The organism is Aliivibrio fischeri (assembly GCF_009727955.1).
GTDB lineage: Bacteria > Pseudomonadota > Gammaproteobacteria > Enterobacterales > Vibrionaceae > Aliivibrio > Aliivibrio fischeri_A.
Genome location: NZ_WOBR01000002.1, coordinates 133,197 through 158,035 on the forward strand (window position 1 = coordinate 133,197; position 24,839 = coordinate 158,035).

Annotated in this window: 24 protein-coding genes; 5 read left to right on the top strand and 19 right to left on the bottom strand. The window is 39.9% G+C overall.

The window, feature by feature from the left end:
* The first annotated feature begins 23 nt into the window (after window positions 1–23).
* Together hslV and hslU are read left to right on the top strand one after the other, a co-directional pair.
* Window positions 24–548 carry an ATP-dependent protease subunit HslV gene (hslV, locus tag GNP81_RS01105; protein WP_005421069.1) on the top strand — a complete coding sequence of 175 codons (525 nt, stop codon included), beginning with the start codon at window positions 24–26 and terminating at the stop codon, window positions 546–548.
* Window positions 549–567: 19 nt separating this feature from the next.
* Window positions 568–1,902: an HslU--HslV peptidase ATPase subunit gene (gene hslU / locus GNP81_RS01110; RefSeq protein ID WP_155652396.1), complete on the top strand. Its 1,335-nt coding sequence runs from the start codon at window positions 568–570 to the stop codon at window positions 1,900–1,902.
* An 82-nt stretch (window positions 1,903–1,984) separates the two neighbouring features.
* On the opposite strand, the gene GNP81_RS01115 is transcribed toward hslU, so the two are convergent.
* Window positions 1,985–2,389 (bottom strand): OsmC family protein, encoded by a 405-nt coding sequence (locus GNP81_RS01115; RefSeq protein WP_155664441.1) that lies wholly within the window; start codon window positions 2,387–2,389, stop codon window positions 1,985–1,987.
* A gap of 245 nt (window positions 2,390–2,634) precedes the next feature.
* On the opposite strand from GNP81_RS01115, the gene crp reads away from it, so the two are divergent.
* Window positions 2,635–3,267 (top strand): cAMP-activated global transcriptional regulator CRP, encoded by a 633-nt coding sequence (gene crp, locus GNP81_RS01120; RefSeq protein ID WP_005421074.1) that lies wholly within the window; start codon window positions 2,635–2,637, stop codon window positions 3,265–3,267.
* 72 nt (window positions 3,268–3,339) lie between these two features.
* Here crp and GNP81_RS01125 read toward each other — a convergent pair whose 3' ends face one another.
* From GNP81_RS01125 to pilM, 17 genes are all read right to left on the bottom strand, one after another.
* On the bottom strand, window positions 3,340–4,134 hold the full coding sequence (locus tag GNP81_RS01125; RefSeq protein ID WP_155674260.1) for a DUF1338 domain-containing protein: 795 nt from the start codon (window positions 4,132–4,134) through the stop codon (window positions 3,340–3,342).
* Between the two features lie 11 nt (window positions 4,135–4,145).
* On the bottom strand, window positions 4,146–5,603 hold the full coding sequence (gene astD / locus GNP81_RS01130) for a succinylglutamate-semialdehyde dehydrogenase (protein ID WP_155674259.1): 1,458 nt from the start codon (window positions 5,601–5,603) through the stop codon (window positions 4,146–4,148).
* Between the two features lie 12 nt (window positions 5,604–5,615).
* Window positions 5,616–6,632 carry an arginine N-succinyltransferase gene (gene astA, locus GNP81_RS01135; RefSeq protein WP_065622793.1) on the bottom strand — a complete coding sequence of 339 codons (1,017 nt, stop codon included), beginning with the start codon at window positions 6,630–6,632 and terminating at the stop codon, window positions 5,616–5,618.
* Window positions 6,633–6,699: 67 nt separating this feature from the next.
* Window positions 6,700–7,914 carry an aspartate aminotransferase family protein gene (locus GNP81_RS01140; RefSeq protein WP_155674258.1) on the bottom strand — a complete coding sequence of 405 codons (1,215 nt, stop codon included), beginning with the start codon at window positions 7,912–7,914 and terminating at the stop codon, window positions 6,700–6,702.
* Between the two features lie 305 nt (window positions 7,915–8,219).
* The gene (locus GNP81_RS01145) at window positions 8,220–8,798 is read right to left on the bottom strand and encodes an aminodeoxychorismate/anthranilate synthase component II (protein WP_155674257.1); all 579 of its coding nucleotides are present in this window, start codon (window positions 8,796–8,798) and stop codon (window positions 8,220–8,222) included.
* A gap of 88 nt (window positions 8,799–8,886) precedes the next feature.
* Window positions 8,887–9,903 (bottom strand): tryptophan--tRNA ligase, encoded by a 1,017-nt coding sequence (gene trpS / locus GNP81_RS01150; protein ID WP_005421081.1) that lies wholly within the window; start codon window positions 9,901–9,903, stop codon window positions 8,887–8,889.
* A 119-nt stretch (window positions 9,904–10,022) separates the two neighbouring features.
* Complete coding sequence (locus GNP81_RS01155) at window positions 10,023–10,706, bottom strand: phosphoglycolate phosphatase (protein WP_155670991.1); 684 nt, start codon at window positions 10,704–10,706, stop codon at window positions 10,023–10,025.
* A gap of 5 nt (window positions 10,707–10,711) precedes the next feature.
* On the bottom strand, window positions 10,712–11,389 hold the full coding sequence (gene rpe, locus GNP81_RS01160; RefSeq protein ID WP_155670989.1) for a ribulose-phosphate 3-epimerase: 678 nt from the start codon (window positions 11,387–11,389) through the stop codon (window positions 10,712–10,714).
* A 167-nt stretch (window positions 11,390–11,556) separates the two neighbouring features.
* Window positions 11,557–12,387 carry an adenine-specific DNA-methyltransferase gene (gene dam, locus GNP81_RS01165; RefSeq protein ID WP_012534276.1) on the bottom strand — a complete coding sequence of 277 codons (831 nt, stop codon included), beginning with the start codon at window positions 12,385–12,387 and terminating at the stop codon, window positions 11,557–11,559.
* 82 nt (window positions 12,388–12,469) lie between these two features.
* Window positions 12,470–13,993 (bottom strand): SPOR domain-containing protein, encoded by a 1,524-nt coding sequence (locus tag GNP81_RS01170; RefSeq protein WP_155670987.1) that lies wholly within the window; start codon window positions 13,991–13,993, stop codon window positions 12,470–12,472.
* An 8-nt stretch (window positions 13,994–14,001) separates the two neighbouring features.
* Entirely contained in the window at window positions 14,002–15,090 is a 1,089-nt protein-coding gene (gene aroB, locus GNP81_RS01175) for a 3-dehydroquinate synthase (RefSeq protein WP_155674256.1), read from the bottom strand.
* 36 nt (window positions 15,091–15,126) lie between these two features.
* The gene (gene aroK / locus GNP81_RS01180; RefSeq protein ID WP_005421091.1) at window positions 15,127–15,645 is read right to left on the bottom strand and encodes a shikimate kinase AroK; all 519 of its coding nucleotides are present in this window, start codon (window positions 15,643–15,645) and stop codon (window positions 15,127–15,129) included.
* Window positions 15,646–15,869: 224 nt separating this feature from the next.
* Window positions 15,870–17,558 (bottom strand): type IV pilus secretin PilQ, encoded by a 1,689-nt coding sequence (locus tag GNP81_RS01185; RefSeq protein ID WP_196587402.1) that lies wholly within the window; start codon window positions 17,556–17,558, stop codon window positions 15,870–15,872.
* 86 nt (window positions 17,559–17,644) lie between these two features.
* Complete coding sequence (locus GNP81_RS01190; protein ID WP_155670981.1) at window positions 17,645–18,163, bottom strand: pilus assembly protein PilP; 519 nt, start codon at window positions 18,161–18,163, stop codon at window positions 17,645–17,647.
* A complete protein-coding gene (locus tag GNP81_RS01195; protein WP_005421098.1) occupies window positions 18,156–18,734 on the bottom strand; it encodes a type IV pilus inner membrane component PilO in 579 nt (192 codons plus the stop codon). The genes GNP81_RS01190 and GNP81_RS01195 overlap by 8 nt, the downstream gene beginning before the upstream one ends.
* Window positions 18,734–19,300: a PilN domain-containing protein gene (locus GNP81_RS01200; RefSeq protein WP_146862733.1), complete on the bottom strand. Its 567-nt coding sequence runs from the start codon at window positions 19,298–19,300 to the stop codon at window positions 18,734–18,736. Before GNP81_RS01200 ends, GNP81_RS01195 begins: the two co-directional genes overlap by 1 nt.
* On the bottom strand, window positions 19,285–20,286 hold the full coding sequence (gene pilM, locus GNP81_RS01205) for a type IV pilus biogenesis protein PilM (protein WP_155674255.1): 1,002 nt from the start codon (window positions 20,284–20,286) through the stop codon (window positions 19,285–19,287). The genes GNP81_RS01200 and pilM overlap by 16 nt, the downstream gene beginning before the upstream one ends.
* A gap of 138 nt (window positions 20,287–20,424) precedes the next feature.
* On the opposite strand from pilM, the gene GNP81_RS01210 reads away from it, so the two are divergent.
* Window positions 20,425–22,923: a penicillin-binding protein 1A gene (locus GNP81_RS01210; protein WP_005421103.1), complete on the top strand. Its 2,499-nt coding sequence runs from the start codon at window positions 20,425–20,427 to the stop codon at window positions 22,921–22,923.
* Window positions 22,924–22,979: 56 nt separating this feature from the next.
* Here the strand turns inward: GNP81_RS01210 and oxyR are convergent, their stop codons facing one another.
* Window positions 22,980–23,891, bottom strand: a complete 912-nt coding sequence (gene oxyR, locus GNP81_RS01215; protein WP_155674254.1) for a DNA-binding transcriptional regulator OxyR — start codon at window positions 23,889–23,891, stop codon at window positions 22,980–22,982.
* Window positions 23,892–24,070: 179 nt separating this feature from the next.
* On the opposite strand from oxyR, the gene GNP81_RS01220 reads away from it, so the two are divergent.
* Window positions 24,071–24,799, top strand: coding sequence for a redoxin family protein (locus tag GNP81_RS01220; RefSeq protein WP_011262707.1), 729 nt, complete (start codon window positions 24,071–24,073; stop codon window positions 24,797–24,799).
* Window positions 24,800–24,839 lie beyond the last annotated feature (40 nt).

Below are 24,839 nucleotides of genomic sequence, written 5' to 3' on the forward strand. Positions count from 1 at the left end.
TCATCGAAAAAGAGGTTTTACTCGTGACTACAATTGTTTCTGTACGCCGTGAAGGCAAAGTCGTGGTTGCTGGCGATGGCCAAGCATCTCAAGGCGATATGATCGCAAAAGGCAACGTAAAAAAAGTACGTCGCTTATACAATGACTCAGTATTAGTTGGCTTTGCTGGTAGCACAGCTGATGCATTTATTCTGTTCGACCTGTGTGAACGTAAGCTAGAAATGCATCAAGGTAATCTAACAAAAGCCGCAGTAGAACTAGCAAAAGAGTGGCGTAGTGACCGTGCATTGCGTCGTCTTGAAGCAATGCTAATTGTTGCAGATAAAACAACATCATTAATCATCAGTGGTACCGGTGATCTAATCAATGCTGATAATGACTTATTAACTATTGGTTCTGGTGGTTATTTCGCTCGTTCAGCAGCAACAGCGCTGTTAGAAAATACCGATTTAGACGCTCGCGAAATTGCAACTAAAGCACTGACGATTGCTGGCGATATTGATGTATACACCAACCACAACCACACAGTTGAAGAACTGAACGCTTAATCAAGAATAAGGAATTACCATGTCTGAGATGACTCCTCGTGAAATCGTACACGAATTAGATAGCCATATTATTGGTCAAGATAAAGCAAAACGTTCAGTTGCCATTGCACTTCGTAACCGCTGGCGTCGTATGCAACTTGCTCCTGAGTTGCGCACAGAAGTAACACCAAAAAACATTCTGATGATTGGCCCAACCGGTGTGGGTAAAACTGAAATCGCTCGCCGTTTAGCAAAACTTGCAAACGCACCTTTCATCAAAGTTGAAGCAACTAAATTCACAGAAGTGGGTTACGTTGGTAAAGAAGTAGAAAGCATCATTCGTGATTTAACCGATGTTGCGATCAAAATGACGCACCAACAAGCGGTTGAAAAAGTAAAATTCCGAGCTGAAGAGCACGCAGAAGATCGCATTCTAGATATCTTACTGCCACCAGCTCGTGACGCTTGGGGCAATAATGAAGAAGGCGATAACGATTCTGGTACACGCCAATCTTTCCGTAAAAAATTACGCGAAGGTAAGTTAGACGATAAAGAAATCGAAGTGGATGTTGCTGCACCTCAGGTTGGCGTTGAAATCATGGCTCCTCCAGGTATGGAAGAGATGACAAACCAACTTCAAGGTATGTTCCAAAACCTTTCAGGTGGCAATACAACGAAAAAACGCAAAATGAAAATCGTTGATGCACTTAAAGCACTAACAGAAGAAGAAGGTGCGAAGCTGGTTAATCCTGAAGAGCTAAAAGAACAAGCTATCTTCAATGTAGAAAACCACGGTATCGTGTTTATCGATGAAATTGATAAAATCTGTAAGGGTTCAAACTCTCACTCTGGTGATGTATCTCGTGAAGGTGTTCAACGTGATTTACTTCCATTAGTAGAAGGCAGCACAGTTAGTACTAAACACGGTATGGTGAAAACCGATCATATGTTATTCATCACTTCAGGTGCATTCCAAATGGCAAAACCATCTGACTTGATCCCTGAATTACAAGGTCGTTTACCAATCCGTGTTGAACTTGAAGCACTAACAGCAAATGATTTCAAACGCATTTTAACGGAGCCGAATGCATCATTAACTGAACAATACATTGCTCTATTAGCGACCGAAAATGTAAAAGTTGAGTTTACAGAAGATGGCATCAGCCGTATTGCTGAATCTGCATTCCAAGTAAATGAAACCACTGAAAACATCGGTGCTCGTCGTCTACACACAGTGATGGAACGACTAATGGAAGAGATCTCTTACGATGCTTCTGAGAAGAACGGTGAAAGCTTAGTTGTTGATGCTGAGTATGTAAGTTCACGCCTAGGTGAATTGGTTGCTGATGAAGATCTAAGCCGTTTCATTCTGTAATCTCTTACAACTTAAAAATAAAGCCTCGCAGGTATTAACTTGCGAGGCTTTTTTCTAATACAAAACCAGACAGATTTAAAGCTTAAGCAGGAACAATCTCCCATGAGTGCGTCATTTTTACACCCTCACCAAGCATTAAGCACACTGAACAATATTTCTGCAATGAATCCGCAGTGACTTTCTCGACAACCGTTGAATCTAGGTTGTTACCTGTTACTTCAAAATGAATATTAATGTAAGTAAACAACTTTGGTGCGATTTCGCGACGCTCACTAGATAGCTTAGCAACACAAGCTGTGACTTCTTGATTTGCCGATTTAAGTCCATCAACAACATCAACAGAACTGCATCCTCCAGCAGCCATTAAGACCATTTCCATCGGGCTTGGTGCTTTTTCTCCCCCATTGCCATCCATAACAATAGAGTGACCTGATTGAGATTGACCTAAAAAAGACAATCCCTCAATCCATTTAACTTCAGCGTTCATAAAAGCCTCTTTACTACTTAAAAGGAAAACTCGTGATCCATTTCACGAAACTGTGCCCTTGGTCGCACAATTCATACGATCAAAGTCAAGAAATCAATTGCGAAACAAGGTATGATTTTGTTAATTATCTCAACGAACATGCAGCCTTGTTCCGATAACCATATTGTATAGGCCAAACTGATATTTGGCTCAGTTATTTTAAAATGGACATCGCCTACTTGGCAAACGCAGAGGAAGTATAAAGTATGGTTCTAGGTAAACCTCAAACAGATCCAACATTAGAGTGGTTCTTGTCTCACTGTCACATTCATAAGTACCCTTCAAAGAGCACACTAATTCACGCTGGTGAAAAAGCGGAAACTCTTTACTACATCGTAAAAGGTTCTGTTGCTGTACTTATCAAAGATGAAGAAGGTAAAGAAATGATCCTTTCTTACCTAAACCAAGGTGACTTCATTGGTGAGCTTGGCTTATTTGAAGAAGGTCAAGAGCGTTCAGCATGGGTTCGTGCGAAAAGCCCTTGTGAAGTAGCAGAAATTTCATTCAAGAAATTCCGCCAACTTATCCAAGTTAACCCAGATATCCTAATGCGTCTTTCTGCGCAAATGGCAACTCGTCTACAAATCACTAGCCAAAAAGTAGGTGACTTAGCATTCCTAGACGTTACAGGCCGTATCGCTCAAACGCTACTGAACCTTGCGAAACAACCTGATGCAATGACTCACCCAGATGGCATGCAAATTAAGATCACTCGTCAAGAGATTGGTCAAATTGTTGGTTGTTCACGTGAAACTGTTGGCCGTATCTTGAAGATGCTTGAAGAGCAAAACCTGATTTCAGCGCACGGTAAAACAATTGTAGTTTACGGTACTCGTTAATTTAACATTTACTTTAAACAAATAAAAACGCAGCCCTTGAGCTGCGTTTTTTTATATCTAAAAGTGGCGGTTTTACCCGTCAGTACTTTCAAAGATTTTATCCGCAGAAGCCGCAACAAACCCTTTGTATAGCTCACCGTTTGGTAACTCATAGCGTTTAGCAAATTCGTAAAATCCACCGGGGATCTCAAACTCACCATCACTAAATTTCACCATCACTTTATCCGCCATAGTAGATGATTGCTCTAAACAAACCTCTGGAGAGCCTTTTACTTCTCCACCCACCTCATTAATACTAAATCCAGCATTACGTAGGTGCTGATTAACATCAACCACTTCATCAAATCCATCAAGTTGATTTACGTACACGGTAAAATGATTTGCTCCATATCCATGGGCAGCTAACCAAGAAGCATATTCACTCTCTTTTGCTAGCACTTTATATTCATCAAAACTTAAAGACCACGGTCTGCCTGAAGACAGAAAGTCACGAGTTGCAAAATAATGAGCAGGAACTTGTTCTACTAATGATTTAATGATGGTCTGAGCCTCATCAGATAATTTTTCAACCAATAGCTCACTGATAAATACAAGTGGTGCATTAGGATCTGGGTGCTCAAAATGTTGTGCTTTCAATTTTTTAGCAAAAAATTCATATTCATCACACGGTTTATACCCAATAGCTAAAAAGGGAGCGGCTAATGTTGATAAACCAACCTTAGGTAAATTAAACGTTCTTAAGGCAATGTGGTCATTCACAATATCGCCATCACTGGATAGCAATTGATGGACTTTATCAGCTGATGGCGACAAACGTGTAATATAGTCTTGCCATAATGATGAAAAAAGTGTGTTTACATTATTCATTTTCAGCACTCCTACAAAGTTAAACCCGGAGATAATTGCTCAGGAATCTCACACGCATCACCTTCCATTGATGCCATCGGATAAGCACAATAATCTGCTGCATAATAAGCACTTGGTTTTAAGTTACCTGATGCACCCGGACCACCAAATGGCGCATCACCACTGGCTCCTGTTAATTGACGGTTTCGATTTACAATCCCTGCACGAATATGTTCAACGAAATAATCCCACTCACTGTCATCGGTTGAAACCAATCCCGCAGATAATCCATAGCGCGTATCATTAGCCAGTTCTACCGCCTGCTCTAATGTTGCGTAACGTATCACTTGCAATAGTGGACCAAAGTATTCTTCATCTGGTAATTCCGCGACATTTGTTGCATCGATTATCCCAGGAGATACAAATGCATGACCCAAACTTCTCGCTTCCAGTAACGATTCACCGCCTAATGCTTGTAAATGAGTCTGAGCATTTAAAATAAATTCAGCAGCAGAAATGGATATTTGTGGCCCCATGAATGGCGTCGTTTCAGAAAAAGGCTGATCAACATGAATATTTTTAGTGACGTCAACTAAACGTGCTAATAAGGCATCACCCTTTTCTCCTTCAGGAACATACAAACGTCGAGCACAAGTACAACGTTGTCCTGCACTAATAAATGCAGATTGCACTATGGTATATACCGTTGCATCTAAATCACCGAATGCTTTTGATATCACCATTGGGTTATTGCCTCCCATTTCGAGAGCCAACATTTTACCTGTATCACCTGCAAATTGACGGTGTAGGATATGGCCGGTATTCGCACTCCCCGTAAATAAAAGGCCATCAATACCTTTAGCGTTGGCTAGTGCCTCACCCGTTGCTCTCGCCCCCTGAACGAGATTAATGACCCCTTTAGGTAACCCAGCCTTTTGCCACAGTTTCACGATCACTTCGCTTGTCCATGGGGTTTGCTCTGAAGGTTTAAGTACCACGGTGTTACCTGCAAGTAATGCAGGAACAATATGACCGTTAGGTAGGTGCCCAGGAAAGTTATACGGTCCAAAGACAGCCATAACACCTAATGGACGATGTCTGAGTACAATTTTATTTCCTGCAGCTTCACGCTCTTTATAGGGAGTTCTTTCATGATAAGCTCGAATCGATATCGCTATCTTACCCACCATGGCACCCGCTTCTGTTTTGGTTTCCCAAAATGGCTTACCCGTTTCTTTTGCTATCACTTCAGCAATTGAATCGGCATTCTCTTTCACTAGCTCAGCAAAGCGCTCCACAATGGCTTGGCGATTTTCAAATGGCAATTTCTTCCACTCAATAAAAGCATTACGAGCAGCATTAACAGCAGACTCAACCTGAGCCTCAGTAGCACTTTCGCCTTTCCACACCACCTCACTGTTATAAGGACTTAACGATTGTATCGTTTCACCTTCGCCTGAAATCCAATCCCCTGCAATCCAATGTGTCATATCCTGTGTCCCCTATTGAGCTAATAAACGTACGTAATCATCAACGTCAACTTGCAATGCTTCTGCTGCTTCTGGTGTTAAATGAACAGTATCCGTGGCTTTATCGTATGCAGCTGTCGTTGCCGTTGCTCTAAAGTTTTCGAACGATGTATTTGCAATCAAATACTGCTGCGAACTGCTATGTTCAGTAATAATCACTTTGGCTTTAAACGAATTACGAACAGACTCTATACTGCGTAAATCACATTCAACCGTTGGGCCTGCATCAAAAATATCAACGTATCCTCGACAGCGGAAACCTTCATTTTCTAGTAGCTTTAAAGCAGGTTTTGTATTGTCATGAACTTTCCCAATTACAGCCTGAGCTTCTTTACTTAATAGGCTGACATAAATAGGAAGTTTCGGCATGAGATCTGCGATAAAGCCTTTGTAGCCAATGCCAGTTAAGTAATCAGCTTCAGTAAAATCAATAGAGAAAAAGTGTTTTTGTAACCACTTCCAAAATGGCGATTCACCCTCTTCATCTGAAACACCGCGCATCTCCGCAAAAATGGTATCTGAGAAACGATGAGGATGCTCTGCCATCATTAAAAATCGAGCTTTCGACATCAACCGTCCATTTAATCCTTCTCGATATTCAGGACGAAGAAATAACGTACAGATCTCTGTACTTCCTGTGTAATTACTGCCAAATGTCAGCACTTTCACGACATTATGCACATCTAATTTACGAGAAAAATGCACAACTTTACTGATGTGATAATTATAGAATGGCGAATCTAAACCGACAGCGGCTTCAATACCTGTTGTACCAGTTACCTCTCCAGTAACCGAATCTTGACCAACCATGAGGTAGCCTTCAACACCCGGCTCTGTCACGTCTTTCTGAAAACTATCTATCGAGTGATCGATACGATTTCTTAATTGTTCTTCATTAACAGGAAGTGAAGTAAACCCATGTCCAGATTCAACGGCACATTGATGAAGAGCAGGATAATCTTCTTGAGTAATAGGACGAATAACAAGCATCAATATTCCCTCCGATGCCAAAAACAAAGGCAACTCGACCATGAGTTGCCTAATATTCTTTAAAGCGTTATTTCGTTAGAGAAGCAAGCGCCTTGTCTAAACGCTCAAAACCTAACTCAACTTCTTCTTTTGTAATCACTAATGATGGGGTAAATCGGACCACATTAACGCCAGCAACAAGTACCATCAAACCTTGCTCTCCTGCTGCCACCAATATGTCACGAGCTCGACCTTGCCACTCTTCATTTAGAGCAGCACCAAGCAATAAACCTTTTCCTCGGATCTCTGAAAACATATGATATTTGGCATTTAATGCTTCTAGACCGGAACGGAACCATTGCTCACGCTCTTTAACACCATTTAAAACGTCAGGTTTTGATACTTCTTCAACCACCGCTTCCGCAATAGCACAAGCCAGTGGATTACCACCATAAGTCGAACCGTGAGTACCCACTTTTAAATGCTGAGCCAGTTCAGTCGTTGTAAGCATCGCTCCGATAGGAAAACCACCACCAAGAGACTTCGCAGTACTTAGAATATCAGGTGTAACGCCTAAACCTTGATAAGCATAAAAATCACCAGTTCGGCCATTACCTGTTTGAACTTCATCAAAAATCAACAGCGCATTGTACTTTTCACATAATGCTTTTACGCCTTTTACAAATTCAGAGGTTGGTGAAATTATCCCCCCTTCTCCCTGTAATGGCTCCATCATTATCGCACATGTTTTATCAGACATATGCGCTTCAAGTTCAGCAAGGTTATTGTATTCTAAATGAGTAATATCACCCGGTTTAGGACCAAACCCATCAGAATACGCAGCTTGACCACCAACGGTTACAGTAAAGAAAGTTCGACCATGAAAGCCTTGTTTAAAAGCAATGATTTCACTCTTTTCTTCGCTATGAACATCCACAGCCCAACGACGCGCTAACTTCAACGCCGCTTCATTCGCTTCAGCACCTGAGTTAGCAAAAAATACTTTTTCAGCAAAAGAGACTTCAGTTAACTTTTTAGCGAGTCGAATCGCAGGCTCATTGGTCATAACATTACTTAAATGCCATAACTTTTGTGACTGCTCTTGCAGCGCATTAACCATGATAGGATGACAGTGACCTAAACAGCTCACTGCAATACCTCCAGCAAAATCGATGTAATCCTTACCCGTTTGATCCCATACTCGAGCACCTTCTCCTTTAACAGGAATCACTTCCATTGGGTTATAACAAGGTACCATTACATCATTAAAATCTTTACGTTCGACTTGTGAATTGGTCGTCATCACACTTTCCTTCTGCGTATGCCGTTATCCTGCATAATATTTACAAACCATTAACCTTTTCAATAGCACAAAATTCTTTTTTTGAACTAAAAAAGCATTATCCAACATAAACTAATGACTGATAAATCAGTTTTTTAGAATAGTTATAAACTCAAGCTATCGCAGCTTGCTTGATATGTAAACGATCTTATAAGAAAAGAAACGCTTTAGCTTATGAATAAAGTTGCATCAAAATAAATGCGTTATAAAAGTAAAGAAAAAGTAAGAAGGGTGAGCTAGATCGCTCATCATTGGTAAGGTAATAATTATTTTTGGATAAAGTTACGTAAGATCTCATGACCCTGCTCAGTCAAAATAGACTCAGGGTGAAACTGTACGCCTTCAATAGGTAAACTTTTATGACAAAATCCCATGATCTCATCCATTTCACCTGATTCTGTTTCTGTCCATGCTGTCACTTCAAAACACTCTGGTAGTGTCTCTTTTTTCACAATCAGTGAGTGGTAACGTGTCACCGTAAGCGGGTTATTTAACCCTTTGAAAACGCTACGACTAGTGTGAACTATTGCTGAAGTTTTACCGTGCATGACTTTTTTAGCTCGAACCACATCGCCACCAAATACTTGAGCAATGGATTGATGGCCTAAGCATACGCCAAGAATCGGTAATTTACCGGCGAAATACTTAATGGCTTCTAATGAAATGCCAGCTTCATTTGGTGTACATGGGCCGGGGGAGATAACTAAATGAGAAGGGTTTAGTGATTCAATACCTACAATATCGATCTCGTCATTACGAACGACTTTTACCTCAACACCCAATTCACAGAAATACTGATATAGGTTGTAAGTAAACGAATCATAATTGTCGATCATTAATAGCATAAAAGAACTACTTTATAAGATGGATAAAATAAAAATTGCTCGCAGGTCAACCTACGAGCAATTGATGATACCTAAATACAATAAGATGCTATGGGCGAGTAACAAAACCTACTGCTTCATACGCTTTTTTCAATGTCACAGCTGCACGCTCAGACGCTTTCTCAGCACCCGCTTTCATTACAGCATCCATGTAAGCACGATCTTCACGAATACGCTTGTATTCTTCTTGGATCGGCTCAAGCATAGTAACAATCGCTTCACCTACATCTTTCTTGAAAGGACCGTACATTTCAACACCTTGGTATTGTGCTTCGATCTCTTCAAACGTTTTGCCAGTCGCAGCAGAGTACAGACCCATAAGGTTTGAAATACCCGCCTTATTTTCCCAATCGTGAGCAATGCGTGGAGGCATTTCTGCATCCGTTTGTGCTTTATTGATCTTCTTAAGAATTGACTTAGGCTCTTCTAACAGCGTGATTACGTTCTTACGGTTATCATCTGATTTAGACATTTTCTTCGTCGCATCTTGTAGGCTCATAACACGAGCATTCACTTGTGGAATGTAAGGTTCTGGCACTGTAAAGATTGGCGCTTCTGGGCTATAAATATTATTAAAGCGTGTTGCGATATCACGCGCTAACTCTAAGTGTTGTTTCTGATCACTACCTACAGGCACTTGATGTGCACCATAAAGTAGAATATCCGCTGCCATTAGCACTGGGTAATCAAATAAACCAACATTTACATCATTTGAATGACGTGCTGATTTATCTTTAAATTGAGTCATACGGCTCAACTCACCCATTTGAGTGTAACAGTTAAGAAGCCAACCAAGCTGAGCATGCTCTGGAACGTGTGACTGAACAAATAGCGTACTCTTCTTTGGATCAACACCAACTGCTAGACAAATTGCCAACGCATCTAGTGTCGCTTCATGCAGTGCTTTAGGATCTTGACGAACCGTAATTGCATGCAAATCTACCACACAGTACTGACAATCATAATCGTCTTGCATCTGTTGCCATTGACGTAGAGCACCCAAGTAGTTACCGATACTTAGTTCACCTGATGGTTGAACGCCACTTAATACGATGGGCTTGCTCATGGTTATGATTCCTTGTTTAACTGTAAAAATTAAATGATCCACTGTGGGATCATTTAATGGTTATTCTATATAGTTTGATAAGCCTGAACATTATTAGTCACTGTACTTATCAATGAATACTATCTTGCCACACTCAACACGGCTAATAAATACTTAAATTCATCACTAACCACATCAGGTTGGCTATCTGAGATAGGTTCGCCATGATTATAGCCATAAGTCAGCGCAAAGCTATGACATCCGGCAGCTTGAGCCGCTTGGATATCATTTTTAGAGTCCCCAACCATGAGCATTTCAGATGCTGATAAACCATGTTTATCAAGCAGCCAATTTAACGCAAATGGATTCGGTTTCTTCTCGGCGAACGTATCACCACCAATCACATCACTAAATAAATGAGTAAGCTGATGCTGCTCAAGAAGTTCAGGTACAAATTGAGACGGTTTGTTCGTCACCAACGCCAAGGTATAACCTTGCTGATGCAATCGTTCCAACGTGTCTTTGACATCAGGATAGAGGTGACTAAGTTGATGACCGCCGTCATGATAATGTTGATCTAATCTTGCACGAGCTTGCTTTATTAATTCAGCATCAAGATCGTCTTTCACGATATAGTTTTGACTTAACGCGCGAGAAACGAGTACATCAGCACCATTACCAATCCAATGAGATGCTTGCTCTAATGTAACGCGAGGGTATCCCATGTCTTGCATCGCAAGATCCACCGCTCGAGCTAAATCAGGAACACTATCAAGTAGCGTCCCATCTAAATCAAATGCGATCAGTTTGATATCTTCAAACATGAATCTTAGTTACCTTTCACTTTTGCTAATTCAGCGCGCATTTCATCAATCACTTCTTTGTAATTTGGTTGATTAAAAATAGCTGAACCTGCAACAAACATATCGGCACCCGCTTCTGCGATTTCACGGATGTTATCCACTTTTACGCCACCATCAATTTCAAGACGAATATCACGACCTGACTCGTCAATCATTTTGCGTACTGCACGTAACTTATCAAGTGTACTTGGAATGAAAGATTGACCGCCAAAGCCTGGGTTTACAGACATTAGTAAGATCATATCCACTTTGTCCATGATGTATTCAAGGCATGATAATGGTGTAGCAGGGTTTAGAACTACACCAGCCTGACAACCGTGCTCTTTGATTAATTGAAGTGTACGATCAATATGCTCTGAAGCTTCTACATGGAAAGTGATCATTGTTGCACCCGCTTTTGCAAACTCAGGAACAATACTATCAACAGGCTTCACCATTAAATGAACATCAATAGGAGCTGTGATGCCGTAATCACGTAATGCTTTACAGATTGGAGCACCAAAAGTTAGATTTGGAACATAGTGGTTATCCATTACATCGAAGTGAACCACATCAGCACCTGACGCTAGTACTTTTTCAACGTCTTCGCCTAGACGTGCGAAATCAGCAGAGAGAATAGATGGTGCGATCAAAAAATCTTTCATGTTGAGCCTCAGGTTAGTAATTATTTAGATACCGCTAAATTGATATAGCGCAATCGATTAAATCGACGGCGCAATTCTACCTGATATTTTGGGGGCTGTCTTATGTGAATAAAGGGACACAAATCACATAAATCTGGCGTTCGAAGAAAAAAGAGTCTTAAGTTAACTTATTCTGTACATTTAGGTGCATGAAACAAAGCCATAAGCTCATCCACTTTATTTCGCCCAGCACCATTTCGACTAATGGTTCTTTTCACTTTAATCGTATTAAGTGTCGCACCATGATATAAGCGTCGAGTCAGTGTTGTATCGTGATTTGAAATCAATACTGGAATATCACGCTCAAATGCCGCTTTTTCTGCAACATCAGCCAGTGCAGCTTGGTCATCTAATGAGAAGCCATTTCCAGCATAAGAGGTAAAGTTAGCGGTCGTTGATAACGGCGCATACGGAGGATCACAATAAACAACCGCACCTTTGCGAGCGCGTTTAAATGTATCCATATACCCTTCACAAACAAATGTTGCTTTCTTCGCTTTTTCAGCAAAAAACACCATCTCTTTTTCTGGGAAATACGGTTTTTTATACGAACCAAATGGCACATTAAAACCACCTTTCTTGTTATAACGGCATAACCCATTAAAACCATGGCGATTCATGTATAAAAACAATAACGAACGGCGATAAGTATCAGTACACTGATTAAACTCAACACGTAACGCTAAATACACTTCTTTCTTATTGTATTCAGGTTGAAATAACGCGCGAGCGTCTTCAATAAAACGCTGCGGTTCATCTTTAAGGTGATTATAAAGATTGATAAGGTCTGGATTAATATCCGCTAATAGATAATGATCATAATCTGTATTCAAAAATACAGAACCTGCCCCAACAAAAGGCTCGATCAATTTTCTAGCATCAGGGAGATGACGTTGAATTTCTTCTACTAGGCTATATTTACCGCCAGCCCACTTGAGAAATGCGCGATGCTTTTTCATACGTCTTTTACGCCTTTTTACCTTAATCCAGAAAGCGGGGGATTGTACCCTATTTTTTAACTAGGATCTGTTTATCTTATGGTTATTTTACAGAATCAATCTCGCGATGGACTTGTACTAACGATTTAGCCCAAGGACCCAAGCTTTGAACCGAAGCTGGCAAAGTTTTTACTGCTCCACGAGCGGATGAAATTGATGCATAATCACCATAACTAACAATATACCAAATAGAACCATTTCTTAATGCTTGATAAATACGAGCTGAACCTTCTATTTTATGGTCATCTAAAAATTCTTGCACCGCTTCTTCATTAGTCAAAGCCGCTAATTGCAATATATAACGCTTACTTGAAATCGCTTTTAGCTCTTTATCCGCTAAAGTAAATGTGATTTTGGCGTCAGCTTTATCAGTCGTTACTATAGAAACCGATGGGTTTTCATCTTGTTTCTTACTTTCAGATGTTATTTTTGGTTTATCCGCTTTTTCTTGCGTCGCTGTAGGTGCTTTTTCAACCGTTGGCTTTTCTTCTGGTTGAACAGGTTCAACGTCCAGTGTTGGTTTCTCTTGTACTTCTTTATCTTCAGTAACTAAAGAATCAACTAACTCTGAAGGAACAACCACACGCTTGCCTTCTTCTTCTGTTGTCTCAGCAATAACAGGAGTATCAATGACATCTGGCGGAATAGAATGCGTATCGTCTTCTGGTTGATTCGTCTTATCTACTTCAGTATCAATTGACGTTGGATTTCCATCTAAATCTAATGCAACTCGAGTATCTTGCTCTAATGTGTTATCGACAATAGATGAAATTGGCATCGTTGATGATTGATTTAACCACCAATATGCTCCAGCAGAACCAAGTAATAAAACAGACGCTAGTCCTAAAATACCAACAGGAGAACGCGTCACTGAACGAATAATAACGCGACGCTCTGTTTTCTTCTCCCCAAGAGCAACTAGCTCAGCAGGCAGACGATTACATTTACGAGCCAAAGTACGAAGACGCGATTTTTCGTCTTTATCGACAGCAAAGCGAACCACTAACATTTCAGCAAAAGTAACGGCTTCTTCTTCTGTTAACGAATTAATATCAATATCAACAGGCTTATTATCCTGTCCATAAGACATTTGAGACAGTGTTTGAGTTAGCTTTCCTTTTTCAGCAAATAATAAGATATTAATTTGCCAATTTGGAGCTGACTGCGCCTTTTGAACCAGTAGCCATAACTCACTTAAAAGCTCAGATGAAAGCAAGTGTGCATCATCAATCGCTAGTACTAAGTTACACTTTTCACCAGCAAGCATTCGACCGACACTATCAACAACAGAATCAGACTCATTAAACAACGGATCTCGAACCACTTGCTTTAAAATAATGCCACGCTGTTGTTGAATAGATTGGTTTGGATGACACATCAATAGCACTTGATCTGCATCATCACACCATTTTTCAAGATAACGCTGAGCTAGCCACGATTTACCAGAGCCTTTAACTCCTTCTATGTGAACTAAATTAGAACCAAAACGAGAAACAAACTGAATGCGGGATAACACATCAATTTGGCTTTCTAATTCCAAAACAGTTAAATCATGACCAATACTCATATCTTTTTCTATGCCTTACATTGCTCAATTACTTCAGCAAGTACGCTCTCAGAAACACCTGTAATTACTTCAGAGCTACCAATAGAAGTTGGTAGAACCAAACGTAATTTACCTGATAAGACCTTCTTATCACGCATCATGTGCTTCATAAACGCATCTACTGTCATTTCTTTTGGTGCTTTTAATGGTAACTTGGCTTTTTCTAAGATAGAACAAATGCGTTCTACATCAGATTGAGAGATTAATCCCTCTTTTTGCGCAGTTACCGCTGCCATAACCGTTCCGGCAGAAACAGCTTCACCATGAAGCCAATTACCGTAACCCATTTCAGCTTCAATCGCATGACCAAAAGTATGACCTAGGTTCAAGAGTGCACGCATTCCTGATTCTTTTTCATCTTTAGCAACGACATCCGCTTTGATTTGACAACAACGTGAAATCGCATAAATCAACGCATCATGATCTAACGCGTATAATTTATCCATATTCTCATCAAGCCAATCAAAAAACTCTCTATCAACAATGATGCCATATTTAATCACCTCAGCCATTCCTGCAGCAAATTCACGCTCAGGTAATGTTTTAAGGCAGTTTATATCAATAATAACGGCTTTTGGTTGATAGAAAGCACCAACCATATTCTTACCAAGAGGATGATTAATGGCCGTTTTGCCGCCAACAGATGAATCAACCTGAGAAAGAAGCGTGGTAGGTATTTGAATAAAGTCGACACCTCGTTGATAGCAAGCAGAAGCAAAACCAACAACATCACCAACAACACCACCACCTAAAGCAACAATCGTCACATCACGACTGTGATTTTCTTCAAGTAAAAAAGTCAGTATTTGGTTAAAAGTATCTAAATTTTTATATTGTTCACCATCGTCTAATTCAAGTAGTGATACTTGGCATTCAAAGGTGTTTAAAGTGTCAATAATTTGTTGAGCATACAGAGGCGCAACCGTCACATTACTGATAACGACAACACGTTTTTTGGCAGGTATTACAGATGAAAAATGCGCCGGGTTGCAAAACAACTCGGCGCCGATAGAGATGGGATAGCTACGTTCTGCTAAATCTACATGAATCGTTTCCATGATTCGTTCCCACTTTATGTCTATTAATTGCTTAAATTAACGCTCTTCAAGCATTTGAATGATTTGGTTTGCAACTACTTTTGCACTTTGATCATCGGTACGAACAACGTAATCAGACACTTCTTCGTAAAGTGCGTTACGTTCTTTCGCTAGTGCTTCTAACACTTCACGAGGCTCATCAGTTTGAAGCAGTGGACGTTTTTTATCACGTTGTGTACGTGCTAACTGCTTCTCAATTGTAGTTTCAAGATATACAACAACACCACGAGCAGATAAACGATTACGACTCTCTTTACTAATTACAGAGCCACCACCCGTCGCAAGAACAATACCTTGCTCTTGAGTAAGATCGTTAATCACACCTTCTTCACGTTTGCGGAAACCTTCTTCACCTTCAACATCGAAAACCCAAGCAATATCTGCGCCTGTGCGTTCTTCGATTACCGTATCAGAATCAAGAAACTCCATATGAAGTTGTTGAGCTAAGTGTCTACCAATTGTGCTTTTGCCGGCGCCCATTGGGCCAACAAGGAAAATATTTCGTTTTTCAGCCATTTTTCAGAAATTATGCAAAGTTCATTAACGACATTGCCAACAGTTGTCTCTTTAATAGACGCTCGCCTGTGGCACCATATTCCTCACAGATATTTCGTGATCAGACCGAAAATTATCTCAGCTAACTAGTAGTGATTGCAATAGCTAGATGAAAAGTTCAGCATAATTATTTTTTTTTACCGCTTTTTTTCCTATAAATCATGCTGAATTTGAATACTATCTCATTACTGTATAACAACTTTTGGCGTAACGAATATCAATAATTCTTTTTTACCTATATTTTCAGAGCTTCGACGAAATAACGCCCCAAGCAGAGGTAAGTCACCAAGAAGAGGCACTTTCTCAACGCTATTTGATAACGAATGTTGATAAATACCACCTAAAACAACCGTTTCTCCATTATCAACTAACACTTGAGTACCAATACGTTGAGTATCAATAGCTACCGCCTCACCAGTACCAGTTTTAACCACTTGTCCAGGTCTATCTTGTGTCACCGTCAGGTCTAAAACTAATCGGTTATCTGGGGTAATCTGCGGTGTTACCATCAAGCTTAATACTGCTTTTTTAAACGATACCGATGTCGCTCCACTCGATGAAGCTTCTAAATAAGGGATCTCTGTACCTTGTTCAATATACGCAGGTTTTTTATTGGTCGTTATCAAACGTGGACTAGAGATAATCTCAGCCTTCGATTCAGCTTGAAGTGCCGAAAGTTCTAAATCAAGCAATAAATCAGAGCCTAATTTAGCCACCTGAAAAGCAATGCTTGAAGCGGCAGGATTCGCTAGCCCTAAATTCACATTTAAGAAATCATCGACAGGAAGGCTATTATTGCCACTCTTCTTATCATCACTTCCACCGCCATCATACAACCCAACGGCTGCTAAATTACTTTCAATAGAGCCACCAACCGTTGTACTGCCATTGGTATTAGTTATCCCCCAACGAACCCCTAACTCATCTAAATTACCTTCATTCACCGTTACAATACGAGCTTCAATTTGAACCTGTTTAATTGGAATATCTAACGTATCAATGATGTCTTTGATTACCGTAATATTCTCTGGAAGATCTCTTAACAATAAAGAGTTTGTACGCTCATCTACCGTAATACTGCCACGACTAGATAGCATGGTAATGTCACCCTCTCCAACAAGAAGTTCTGCTATATCTGACGCTTTTGCGTATTTAATAGAAAGGATCTCGGATGATAGCGCAGCCAATTCAGATGCCATTTGAGCTTGCTCTAATACTTGCTGCTCTTGTGCATCAAGTTCGGTTTTAGGAGCGATCAAAACAACGTTACCTTCAACTCGTTTATCCAACCCTTTAACTTGAAGAATAATATCAAGCACTTGCTGCCATGGAACGCCATCTAGACGTAAGGTTAGATTCCCCTTAACAGAGTCAGCAACAACCAAGTTAAAATCATTATAATCCGCGATCAACTGCAATACATGACGGACTGGAATATCTTGGAAGTTAATCGAAATAGGCTTACTTTTATCTTCACTATTAGAGCTAATCGGCGATTTTTTCTCACTTTCAGGCAATTGAGATACCACCACTTGCAAGGAGGGCCCTTTCAAAAAGTAGTCATATTGATAGTCACCTTTAACATCAACAGATAAAACGGTACTACTTGGCTCTCTAAATGTTTCAATACGAGAAACAAGAGTCGCAAAATCTTCAACATCTAAGATAACCAATTTATCATCGCTGACTTTGGTGTCATGCAATTCAATAATCAGCTTATCTTTTTCTTTGCGTAAATCCACCGTCGCAGCTGCAGAGGCTAACTCTACTGTTATGACACCTTCTTTTTTCTTACTTAGTTGAAAATCTACTTCAACAAGCTGATTCATCACTGACTCTTCAGCAAGTACATTCAAATGAACGAAACTGAACATAATAAATGCACATAACCGAATACAATATGAATTGATGAGTTTATTGCGTCCTAGCGACATGAGATATTCCTAATCCTTTATTTCAATTAATGTTTCAACGCCAGTTTTACATATCTTTGTTGCCAGCATCCCATTCCATCTGGCAGGGTTTCTTTCAACGTAATTTGTTTTGATTTAATCGCAACCACTTGACCATTATTGGTTCCCATGTACTGCCCTTTGCGAACTTTAATCACACTCCCTTTCGGTGTTTGTATTAAAGCGGTAATGTCTTTGTCTGCTCCCATCACGCCTTTTAAACGTAATTTACGCAATGAATATCGCTCTAATGCTCCCGTTTTTTTTCTGTATTTCGGCTGCCAACACGTTTTTTTCTTTTTCGGTTGGGTTACCCGCTCTGGTTGCTTAGGAAGAACAAAGGGAGAACGAGCTTCTGATTGGGCATACACTTCCACCTCAAAAGGTACAACATTAGCTAATACTTCAACCTCTTTATGCCCTGATCGTTTAGCATCAGTATAAAAAGTATCAAGAGAGTCCTTATTCGCTTTACATCCAACCATCAACATCAATGTAATGGCTGAAACAAACATCCGACTATTCATGATCCCCCCTAAATTGGTAGGTATAAGCCATTACACGAAAGTGCAATGTACTGCTCTCTTTACTTACCCTTTGAATATCAATATTTTCCAGACTAACAATACGTGGTAAATCAGCCATGGCTTCAGAGAACGAGCCAATGTCGTGGTATTGCCCTGTCAGCTCAATATTCAGAGGTAACTTATATAAAAACGTCTTATTTTGTTTTTCGCCCCAGTCAATCCGAGTAAAAGTAAGCTTGTTTTGAATACCAACCTGGTTGATACCTGAAAGCATGCTTGCTAACTCTTTTTGAGCAGGTAATTGCTGCGACAAAAACTCATATCGTAGATTCAATTCATTCAATTGATCTTTCATTTTGGGCATAGCAGCAACTTGGTTATATTTATATTTCACCGTTGTTTTTAAGCTTATTTCATCCAATTTTGACTGCTCGATACTTTCTTGTATTGGTTGTAACCAAAACCAATATCCAGCACCTTGAATACATAAACACAACAACAAAATCACTAACAGCTGCGGAACAATCGGCCATTCCGTAATTTCATCTAAATCTAATTCACGCCAATCCATTACGACGGTTCCTTTTTCACTGGAGGAAGTAATTTAAACGAGACTTCAAAACTACTGACATCATGGCCAAATATTTTTTGTCCAGAGACAATAGAGTGCATTTCTACTGAAGTAATTTGAGAGGAACGCTCTAATTTATCCAACATACTTGCTAGCCGAGAGTTACTATCACTGAACCCTTTAATTTCAACTTCCCTTTCATGCATGCGAACTTTATTTAAATAAATACCTTCAGTGATGATGTCGGGTAGAATATTCAATAGCTGAGTGGTTTTGTTTCGGTTCTGCTGTAACTGTTCGACAACATCAAGACGAGTTAATATCGCTTCATGCTCTTTTCCAACTTCGTTAAGATCTTTTAATTCATTGTTTAACCAAGAGATATGCTTTTCTAACGATTGCTTACGTTGTGTCTGAATCGAAACTTGTTGCTCTAAATATTGCGCAATCCCCCATTGAATACCGACAGATAACGTCACCCCAGCACAAAGTAATGCAATAAAACGTTGCTTATATCTTGCTCTCTGCTTTTCTCGCCAAGGTAATAGGTTTATTTGGTAAGCCATTCGATCCCTCTCAATGCCAATCCAAGAGCCGATGCGTATTGATTTTTTTGTTCATGGAACGATCCCACTCTTTTCTTTGGTGTTTGAAATAAAGAAAGAAGATTTAAATCAACCGTTGGTAAGGATAATTCATAACTTAAAGAATCCGATAACCCTGGTAGCATTGAGCCACCACCAGTAATCCATACGCCTTCAACCTTATGCTGATTAACCGATGAATAAAGAGTGACTTGACGATGAATATGCTCAGATAACTGCTTAATAAAAAGCGTCCCTGCAGACAAATCAATTGAAGCATTTTCAGTGTTAGACGCCTGTTCTTTTTCTTGAGCAACCGCACCAAATGCTATGTGCTTGCTATATAAATGTTGACTCGGAGAAGCAATACAAAAAACGGTTTGCATATAACCAATATCAATTAGCATCCAATTTTTTTTGTCTGGATAAACCGCTATCGCTCTCTGCCATAAGGTTAAAAGTGCATTTGAATGAGCATCTGCCAGCACAGGTTTAAGTCCAGCAGATTCAAAACAACGCTGACGAGAGTTAACTAAATCTTTGCGGGTCGCAAAAACTTGGTAAGTGATCGTCTGTAAGCTGCCTGTTCCTCTATGTTCAGAGGCCACATAATCAATATTCAGATCATCAGATGAAAAAGAAGAGTGCTGTTCAAAATTATGAGCAATAGCAAATTCTGTTTCTCGTTCATCGAGTTGACTATCAATTTGCACTACTTTACTAGTGATGCTGCTATCCGGGATGGAAAATGCAATTTGTTTTTGATTCAGCTTTAACTGTTTCTTTATTCGAGATAAGTAAGGCTTTAATTCTTCGACATTTAAATTATTGGTATCCACAAATACAGATTCAGGCAATAGAACTTCGAAAGAACTAACGAGATCTAATTGACCTTTCTTTAACCTTACAGATACGGCTTTAATGCTATGATGCCCTACATCTAAACCTGTAATAGTGGGGTAGATCATCCTGATTTAACTCCAAGTAATAAATAAATATCTCAAAATTAAGCGTTTATTTGCGTTATTTTTTGTTGTGTTATATTTATACTACTCAGTTATGGGTCAGAAACGATAATACAGATTAAAGTAAACGGGAAATATCAGGTGAAGTTCATAAAGGCACTACTAATAGTTACATTGGTTTGCATAATTCTTGGGGTCACAACAATTTTTGGTTTCTACCAATATGTGAAGCCAGAATTACCAGATGTGGCAACATTAAAAGATGTTCAACTGCAAACACCAATGCAGGTATATAGCCGCGATGGTAAGTTAATCGCACAATTTGGTGAAAAGCGCCGTATTCCATTGAAACTGGAAGAAATGCCGCCTCATCTACTTGAAGCCGTCATTGCCACAGAAGATAGCCGCTTTTATAGCCACTATGGTTTTGACCCTATCGGTATTACTCGTGCAGCCTTTGCTGTATTAGCTTCTGGCTCTGCAAAGCAAGGGGCAAGTACCATCACTCAACAACTTGCACGTAACTTCTTTTTATCTAATGAAAAGAAAATTATGCGTAAAGTTAAAGAGATCTTTATTGCCGTTCACATTGAGCAGCTATTAACAAAACAAGAAATCTTAGAGCTCTACCTAAATAAAATTTACTTAGGTTACCGTTCTTATGGTGTCGGTGCGGCTGCTCATGTTTACTTTGGTAAAGAAGTGAGCCAACTGACCTTAGGTGAAGTTGCTATTATCGCAGGTTTACCAAAAGCCCCATCAACAATGAACCCTATTTATTCTGTTGATCGTGCAACAACACGTCGTAATGTTGTTCTTGCTCGTATGCTTGATGAAGGCTACATAACAAAACAAGAATTTGATGATGCAAAGGCCGAGGTGGTTATTTCTAAATACCACGGCGCAGAAATCGAATTACAAGCACCATATATTGCTGAAATTGCTCGTGCTTGGATGGTAAACAAATACGGCGAAGAAGCGGCTTATACTTCTGGCATGAACATCTACACAACCGTAGATTCAAAAATGCAAGCTGCTGCTAATAAAGCATCAATTGATAACCTATTAGCTTATGACGAGCGTCATGGTTACCGTGGAGCGGTTAAAACCGTATGGGAACCAAAAGCAACACCTCTTGATGAAGAAGCAATTACTAAGCATCTTAAAAACGAACCTTCATACGGTGAGTTAATGCCTGCTGTTGTTACTTCAATTAAAGGTAAAACGGCAACGGTTGATATTAAAAATAATGGCGTCGCGACTATTCCTTGGGATGGCCTAAAGTGGGCTCGTCGCTTTAAAACAGATAAGCGCCAAGGACCTGCACCACGTCGTGCTTCTGATATCTTAGCGGTTGGTGAACAAATTTATGTTCGTCCATTAAGCCAAGAGACAACAGACGATGTAACAACAACCGTATGGAAACTAAGCCAAGTACCTGCAGCGAACACAGCATTTGTTGCTATGGACCCAAGAGATGGTGCAATTACTTCTTTGGTTGGTGGTTTTAACTTTGTTCATAACAAATTTAACCGAGCAACTCAATCTGTTCGTCAGGTTGGTTCAAGTATCAAACCATTTATTTATTCCGCGGCACTTTACCACGGTAAAACATTAGCTAGTTTAATCAACGATGCGCCAATTAATACATGGGATGAGAGCCAAGGTACAGCATGGAGACCGAAAAACTCACCACCAACTTATGTTGGTCCTGCTCGTTTACGTATTGGTTTGGCTCAATCTAAAAACGTAATGGCAGTTCGTGTTTTACGTGATGTTGGTTTAGATGAAACTATCGATTACCTAACACGTTTTGGCTTTAAGAAAGATGAACTTCCACGCTCTGAAACCATCGCTCTTGGTGCTGGTAGTTTAACACCAGTTCAAATGGCACAAGGCTTCGCAGTATTCGCTAACAATGGTTATTACGTAGAACCTTACTATATTGACCACATTACTGGTCCATTTGGTGATGAGGTTTACAAAGCAACACCAAAAACCATTTGTCAGCGTGATTGTTCTCATCAAAATGATGAAGATTCACCTTATGCGAAAAAAGTAATTTCGGCACAAAATGCTTTCTTAACTAAACAAATGATGTACAGCAACATTTGGGGTGGCGGTAGTTGGCGTAAAGGTACAGGCTGGAATGGTACTGGTTGGCGTGCACAAGTATTAAAACGTCGTGATATTGGTGGTAAAACAGGTACAACTAACGACTCTGTTGATGCTTGGTACAATGGCTATGGACCGAATGTAGTAGCAACAGCATGGGTTGGTTTTGATAACCCGTCGCACCGACTAGGTTACACAACCAAAAACGACAACATGACCAAAGAAGAGATGTCTTTTGGTGGTGAAGCGGGTGGTAAAACGGCTATTTACGCTTGGGTTAATTTCATGAAGGTCGCACTAGAAGGTGTTCCTGAAGAGAAGCTACAGCTTCCGGCAAACATCATTAAAGTGAAGATAGATCGCGAAACCGGTCTACTAACCAACAAAAATGATGAAACCAGTATGTGGGAATATTTTGCTGGTGGAACTCAACCAAAAGAGTATGTAGAACAAGATTTCCAAGACACTATTTATTCATCACACGATGCAGATGGTGACGGAATGGAAGACGAAAGTCTGTTCTAATCTTTTAAAAGCACTTTAGTAAAAAGGCACGCTACTTATATAGCGTGCCTTTTTTATTATTCCGATTTTTGCCTATGGATAACATCTGACATTTTATTTTCAATCTCTTTAGCGAGTGACTCATATCGCGTTCTTAATGGTGAACCAGGACGATAAGCTAAAACTATTTGACGATGAGGGACAGGATCTTGAGCAGGTAAATAACACACACCATCACGCTCTTTTTCTTTTGGTACCGACAAGTATGGCATTAATGTAATACCCCCACCCGCAGCAACCATATTACGTAAGGTTTCTAAGCTGGTTGCTTTAAAATGATCATCATCTTTAGCACCAGCAGCAAAACAAAAACCTAATGCTTGATCTCGTAAACAGTGACCATCTCCTAGCATAAGAACCGACTCACCATTCAGACGAGACATGTCAATCGACTCCTCTATTGCCCATTTATGATCTTTAGGCACTGCAAGTACCATCGGCTCATCATAAACAGGAACCTCGATAAACATATTGGTCTCTTCGACGGAAGCCAAAATCATGCAGTCAATTTTCCCCTCTTCTAGCATTTTCACTAATTGGTGTGTCTGCGCTTCATGAAGGTATAAATTTAAATCAGGGAATTGTGCTTTTAGTGTTGGAACAATCCATGGCAACACATAAGGTCCAACGGTAGGTATAAACCCTAAATGCAACGGGCCTGTCATTTCCTTGCCTTGTTGATTGGCAAGTTCAGAAAAGCGTTTTACTTCAAGTAAAATCTTTTTCGCTTGCTCGACTAACTGCAACCCCGCCTCAGTGAACAAGACTTTTCGACTGGTTCTCTCTAATAAAGCCAAACCAACTTCATCTTCTAACTTCTTGATTTGTCCACTTAATGTCGGCTGACTAACAAAACAAGATTCTGCCGCTTTACGAAAGTGTTTATGCTCAGCAAGTGCGACCAAGTACTCAAAATCTCGGATATTCATGTATTAAACTCCCGTAAGCTTTACCACTTTATTATCAAATATTGATTGATAGATTTTAACGATTGAAACGATAACACCAAACGATTAGAGCTATCAAGGTAACTTTTGCATAATAGCTACATCAAACGGGCAGACCCCGAAAAAGAAATTCAAAATTATTTAAATTAAAGGACATCATTATGTTTACATCTAAAGAAGGTCAATCAGTTCCTCAAGTAACTTTCCCTACTCGTCAAGGTGATGCTTGGGTTAACGTAACAACAGAAGAACTATTTAAAGACAAAACAGTTATCGTATTCAGTCTTCCAGGTGCTTTTACACCAACATGTTCTTCAAGCCACCTACCTCGCTACAACGAGTTACACTCTGTATTTAAAGAGAATGGCGTTGATGACATCCTATGTGTATCAGTAAACGATACGTTTGTAATGAACGCATGGAAAGCAGATCAAGAAGCAGAAAACATCACTTTCATCCCTGATGGTAATGGTGAATTCACAGACGGCATGGGTATGCTAGTTGAGAAAAACGACCTTGGTTTTGGTAAACGTTCATGGCGCTACAGCATGCTAGTTAAAAATGGCGTAGTTGAAAAAATGTTTATCGAAGAAGACGTACCAGGCGACCCGTTCAAAGTTTCTGATGCAGATACAATGCTTAACTACCTTGCTCCTGAACATAAAGAGCAAGAGTCAATCACAGTATTCACAAAACCAGGTTGTCCTTTCTGTATGAAAGCGAAACAAAACCTAATCGACAAAGGCCTAAACTACGAAGAAGTGGTACTAGGTAAAGATGCAACAACAGTAAGCCTACGAGCTATCACTGGTCGCACTACGGTTCCTCAAGTATTCATCGGTGGTAAGCACATCGGTGGTAGCGAAGAACTAGAAGCTTTCCTAGCTTAACCATTAATGAAAAGTAGCCCACAAACCGTGGGCTACCATT

Coding starts and splice junctions, on each gene's coding strand:
- hslU (WP_155652396.1), top strand. CDS start 568: ATGTCTGAGATGACTCCTCGTGAAATCGTACACGAATTAGATAGCCAT.
- GNP81_RS01115 (WP_155664441.1), bottom strand. CDS start 2,389: ATGAACGCTGAAGTTAAATGGATTGAGGGATTGTCTTTTTTAGGTCAA.
- crp (WP_005421074.1), top strand. CDS start 2,635: ATGGTTCTAGGTAAACCTCAAACAGATCCAACATTAGAGTGGTTCTTG.
- GNP81_RS01125 (WP_155674260.1), bottom strand. CDS start 4,134: ATGAATAATGTAAACACACTTTTTTCATCATTATGGCAAGACTATATT.
- astD (WP_155674259.1), bottom strand. CDS start 5,603: ATGACACATTGGATTGCAGGGGATTGGATTTCAGGCGAAGGTGAAACG.
- astA (WP_065622793.1), bottom strand. CDS start 6,632: ATGCTTGTTATTCGTCCTATTACTCAAGAAGATTATCCTGCTCTTCAT.
- GNP81_RS01140 (WP_155674258.1), bottom strand. CDS start 7,914: ATGACGACCAATTCACAAGTCGAACGTAAAGATTTTAATGATGTAATG.
- GNP81_RS01145 (WP_155674257.1), bottom strand. CDS start 8,798: ATGCTATTAATGATCGACAATTATGATTCGTTTACTTACAACCTATAT.
- trpS (WP_005421081.1), bottom strand. CDS start 9,903: ATGAGCAAGCCCATCGTATTAAGTGGCGTTCAACCATCAGGTGAACTA.
- GNP81_RS01155 (WP_155670991.1), bottom strand. CDS start 10,706: ATGTTTGAAGATATCAAACTGATCGCATTTGATTTAGATGGGACGCTA.
- rpe (WP_155670989.1), bottom strand. CDS start 11,389: ATGAAAGATTTTTTGATCGCACCATCTATTCTCTCTGCTGATTTCGCA.
- dam (WP_012534276.1), bottom strand. CDS start 12,387: ATGAAAAAGCATCGCGCATTTCTCAAGTGGGCTGGCGGTAAATATAGC.
- GNP81_RS01170 (WP_155670987.1), bottom strand. CDS start 13,993: ATGAGTATTGGTCATGATTTAACTGTTTTGGAATTAGAAAGCCAAATT.
- aroB (WP_155674256.1), bottom strand. CDS start 15,090: ATGGAAACGATTCATGTAGATTTAGCAGAACGTAGCTATCCCATCTCT.
- aroK (WP_005421091.1), bottom strand. CDS start 15,645: ATGGCTGAAAAACGAAATATTTTCCTTGTTGGCCCAATGGGCGCCGGC.
- GNP81_RS01185 (WP_196587402.1), bottom strand. CDS start 17,558: ATGTTCAGTTTCGTTCATTTGAATGTACTTGCTGAAGAGTCAGTGATG.
- GNP81_RS01190 (WP_155670981.1), bottom strand. CDS start 18,163: ATGAATAGTCGGATGTTTGTTTCAGCCATTACATTGATGTTGATGGTT.
- GNP81_RS01195 (WP_005421098.1), bottom strand. CDS start 18,734: ATGGATTGGCGTGAATTAGATTTAGATGAAATTACGGAATGGCCGATT.
- GNP81_RS01200 (WP_146862733.1), bottom strand. CDS start 19,300: ATGGCTTACCAAATAAACCTATTACCTTGGCGAGAAAAGCAGAGAGCA.
- pilM (WP_155674255.1), bottom strand. CDS start 20,286: ATGATCTACCCCACTATTACAGGTTTAGATGTAGGGCATCATAGCATT.
- oxyR (WP_155674254.1), bottom strand. CDS start 23,891: ATGAATATCCGAGATTTTGAGTACTTGGTCGCACTTGCTGAGCATAAA.
- GNP81_RS01220 (WP_011262707.1), top strand. CDS start 24,071: ATGTTTACATCTAAAGAAGGTCAATCAGTTCCTCAAGTAACTTTCCCT.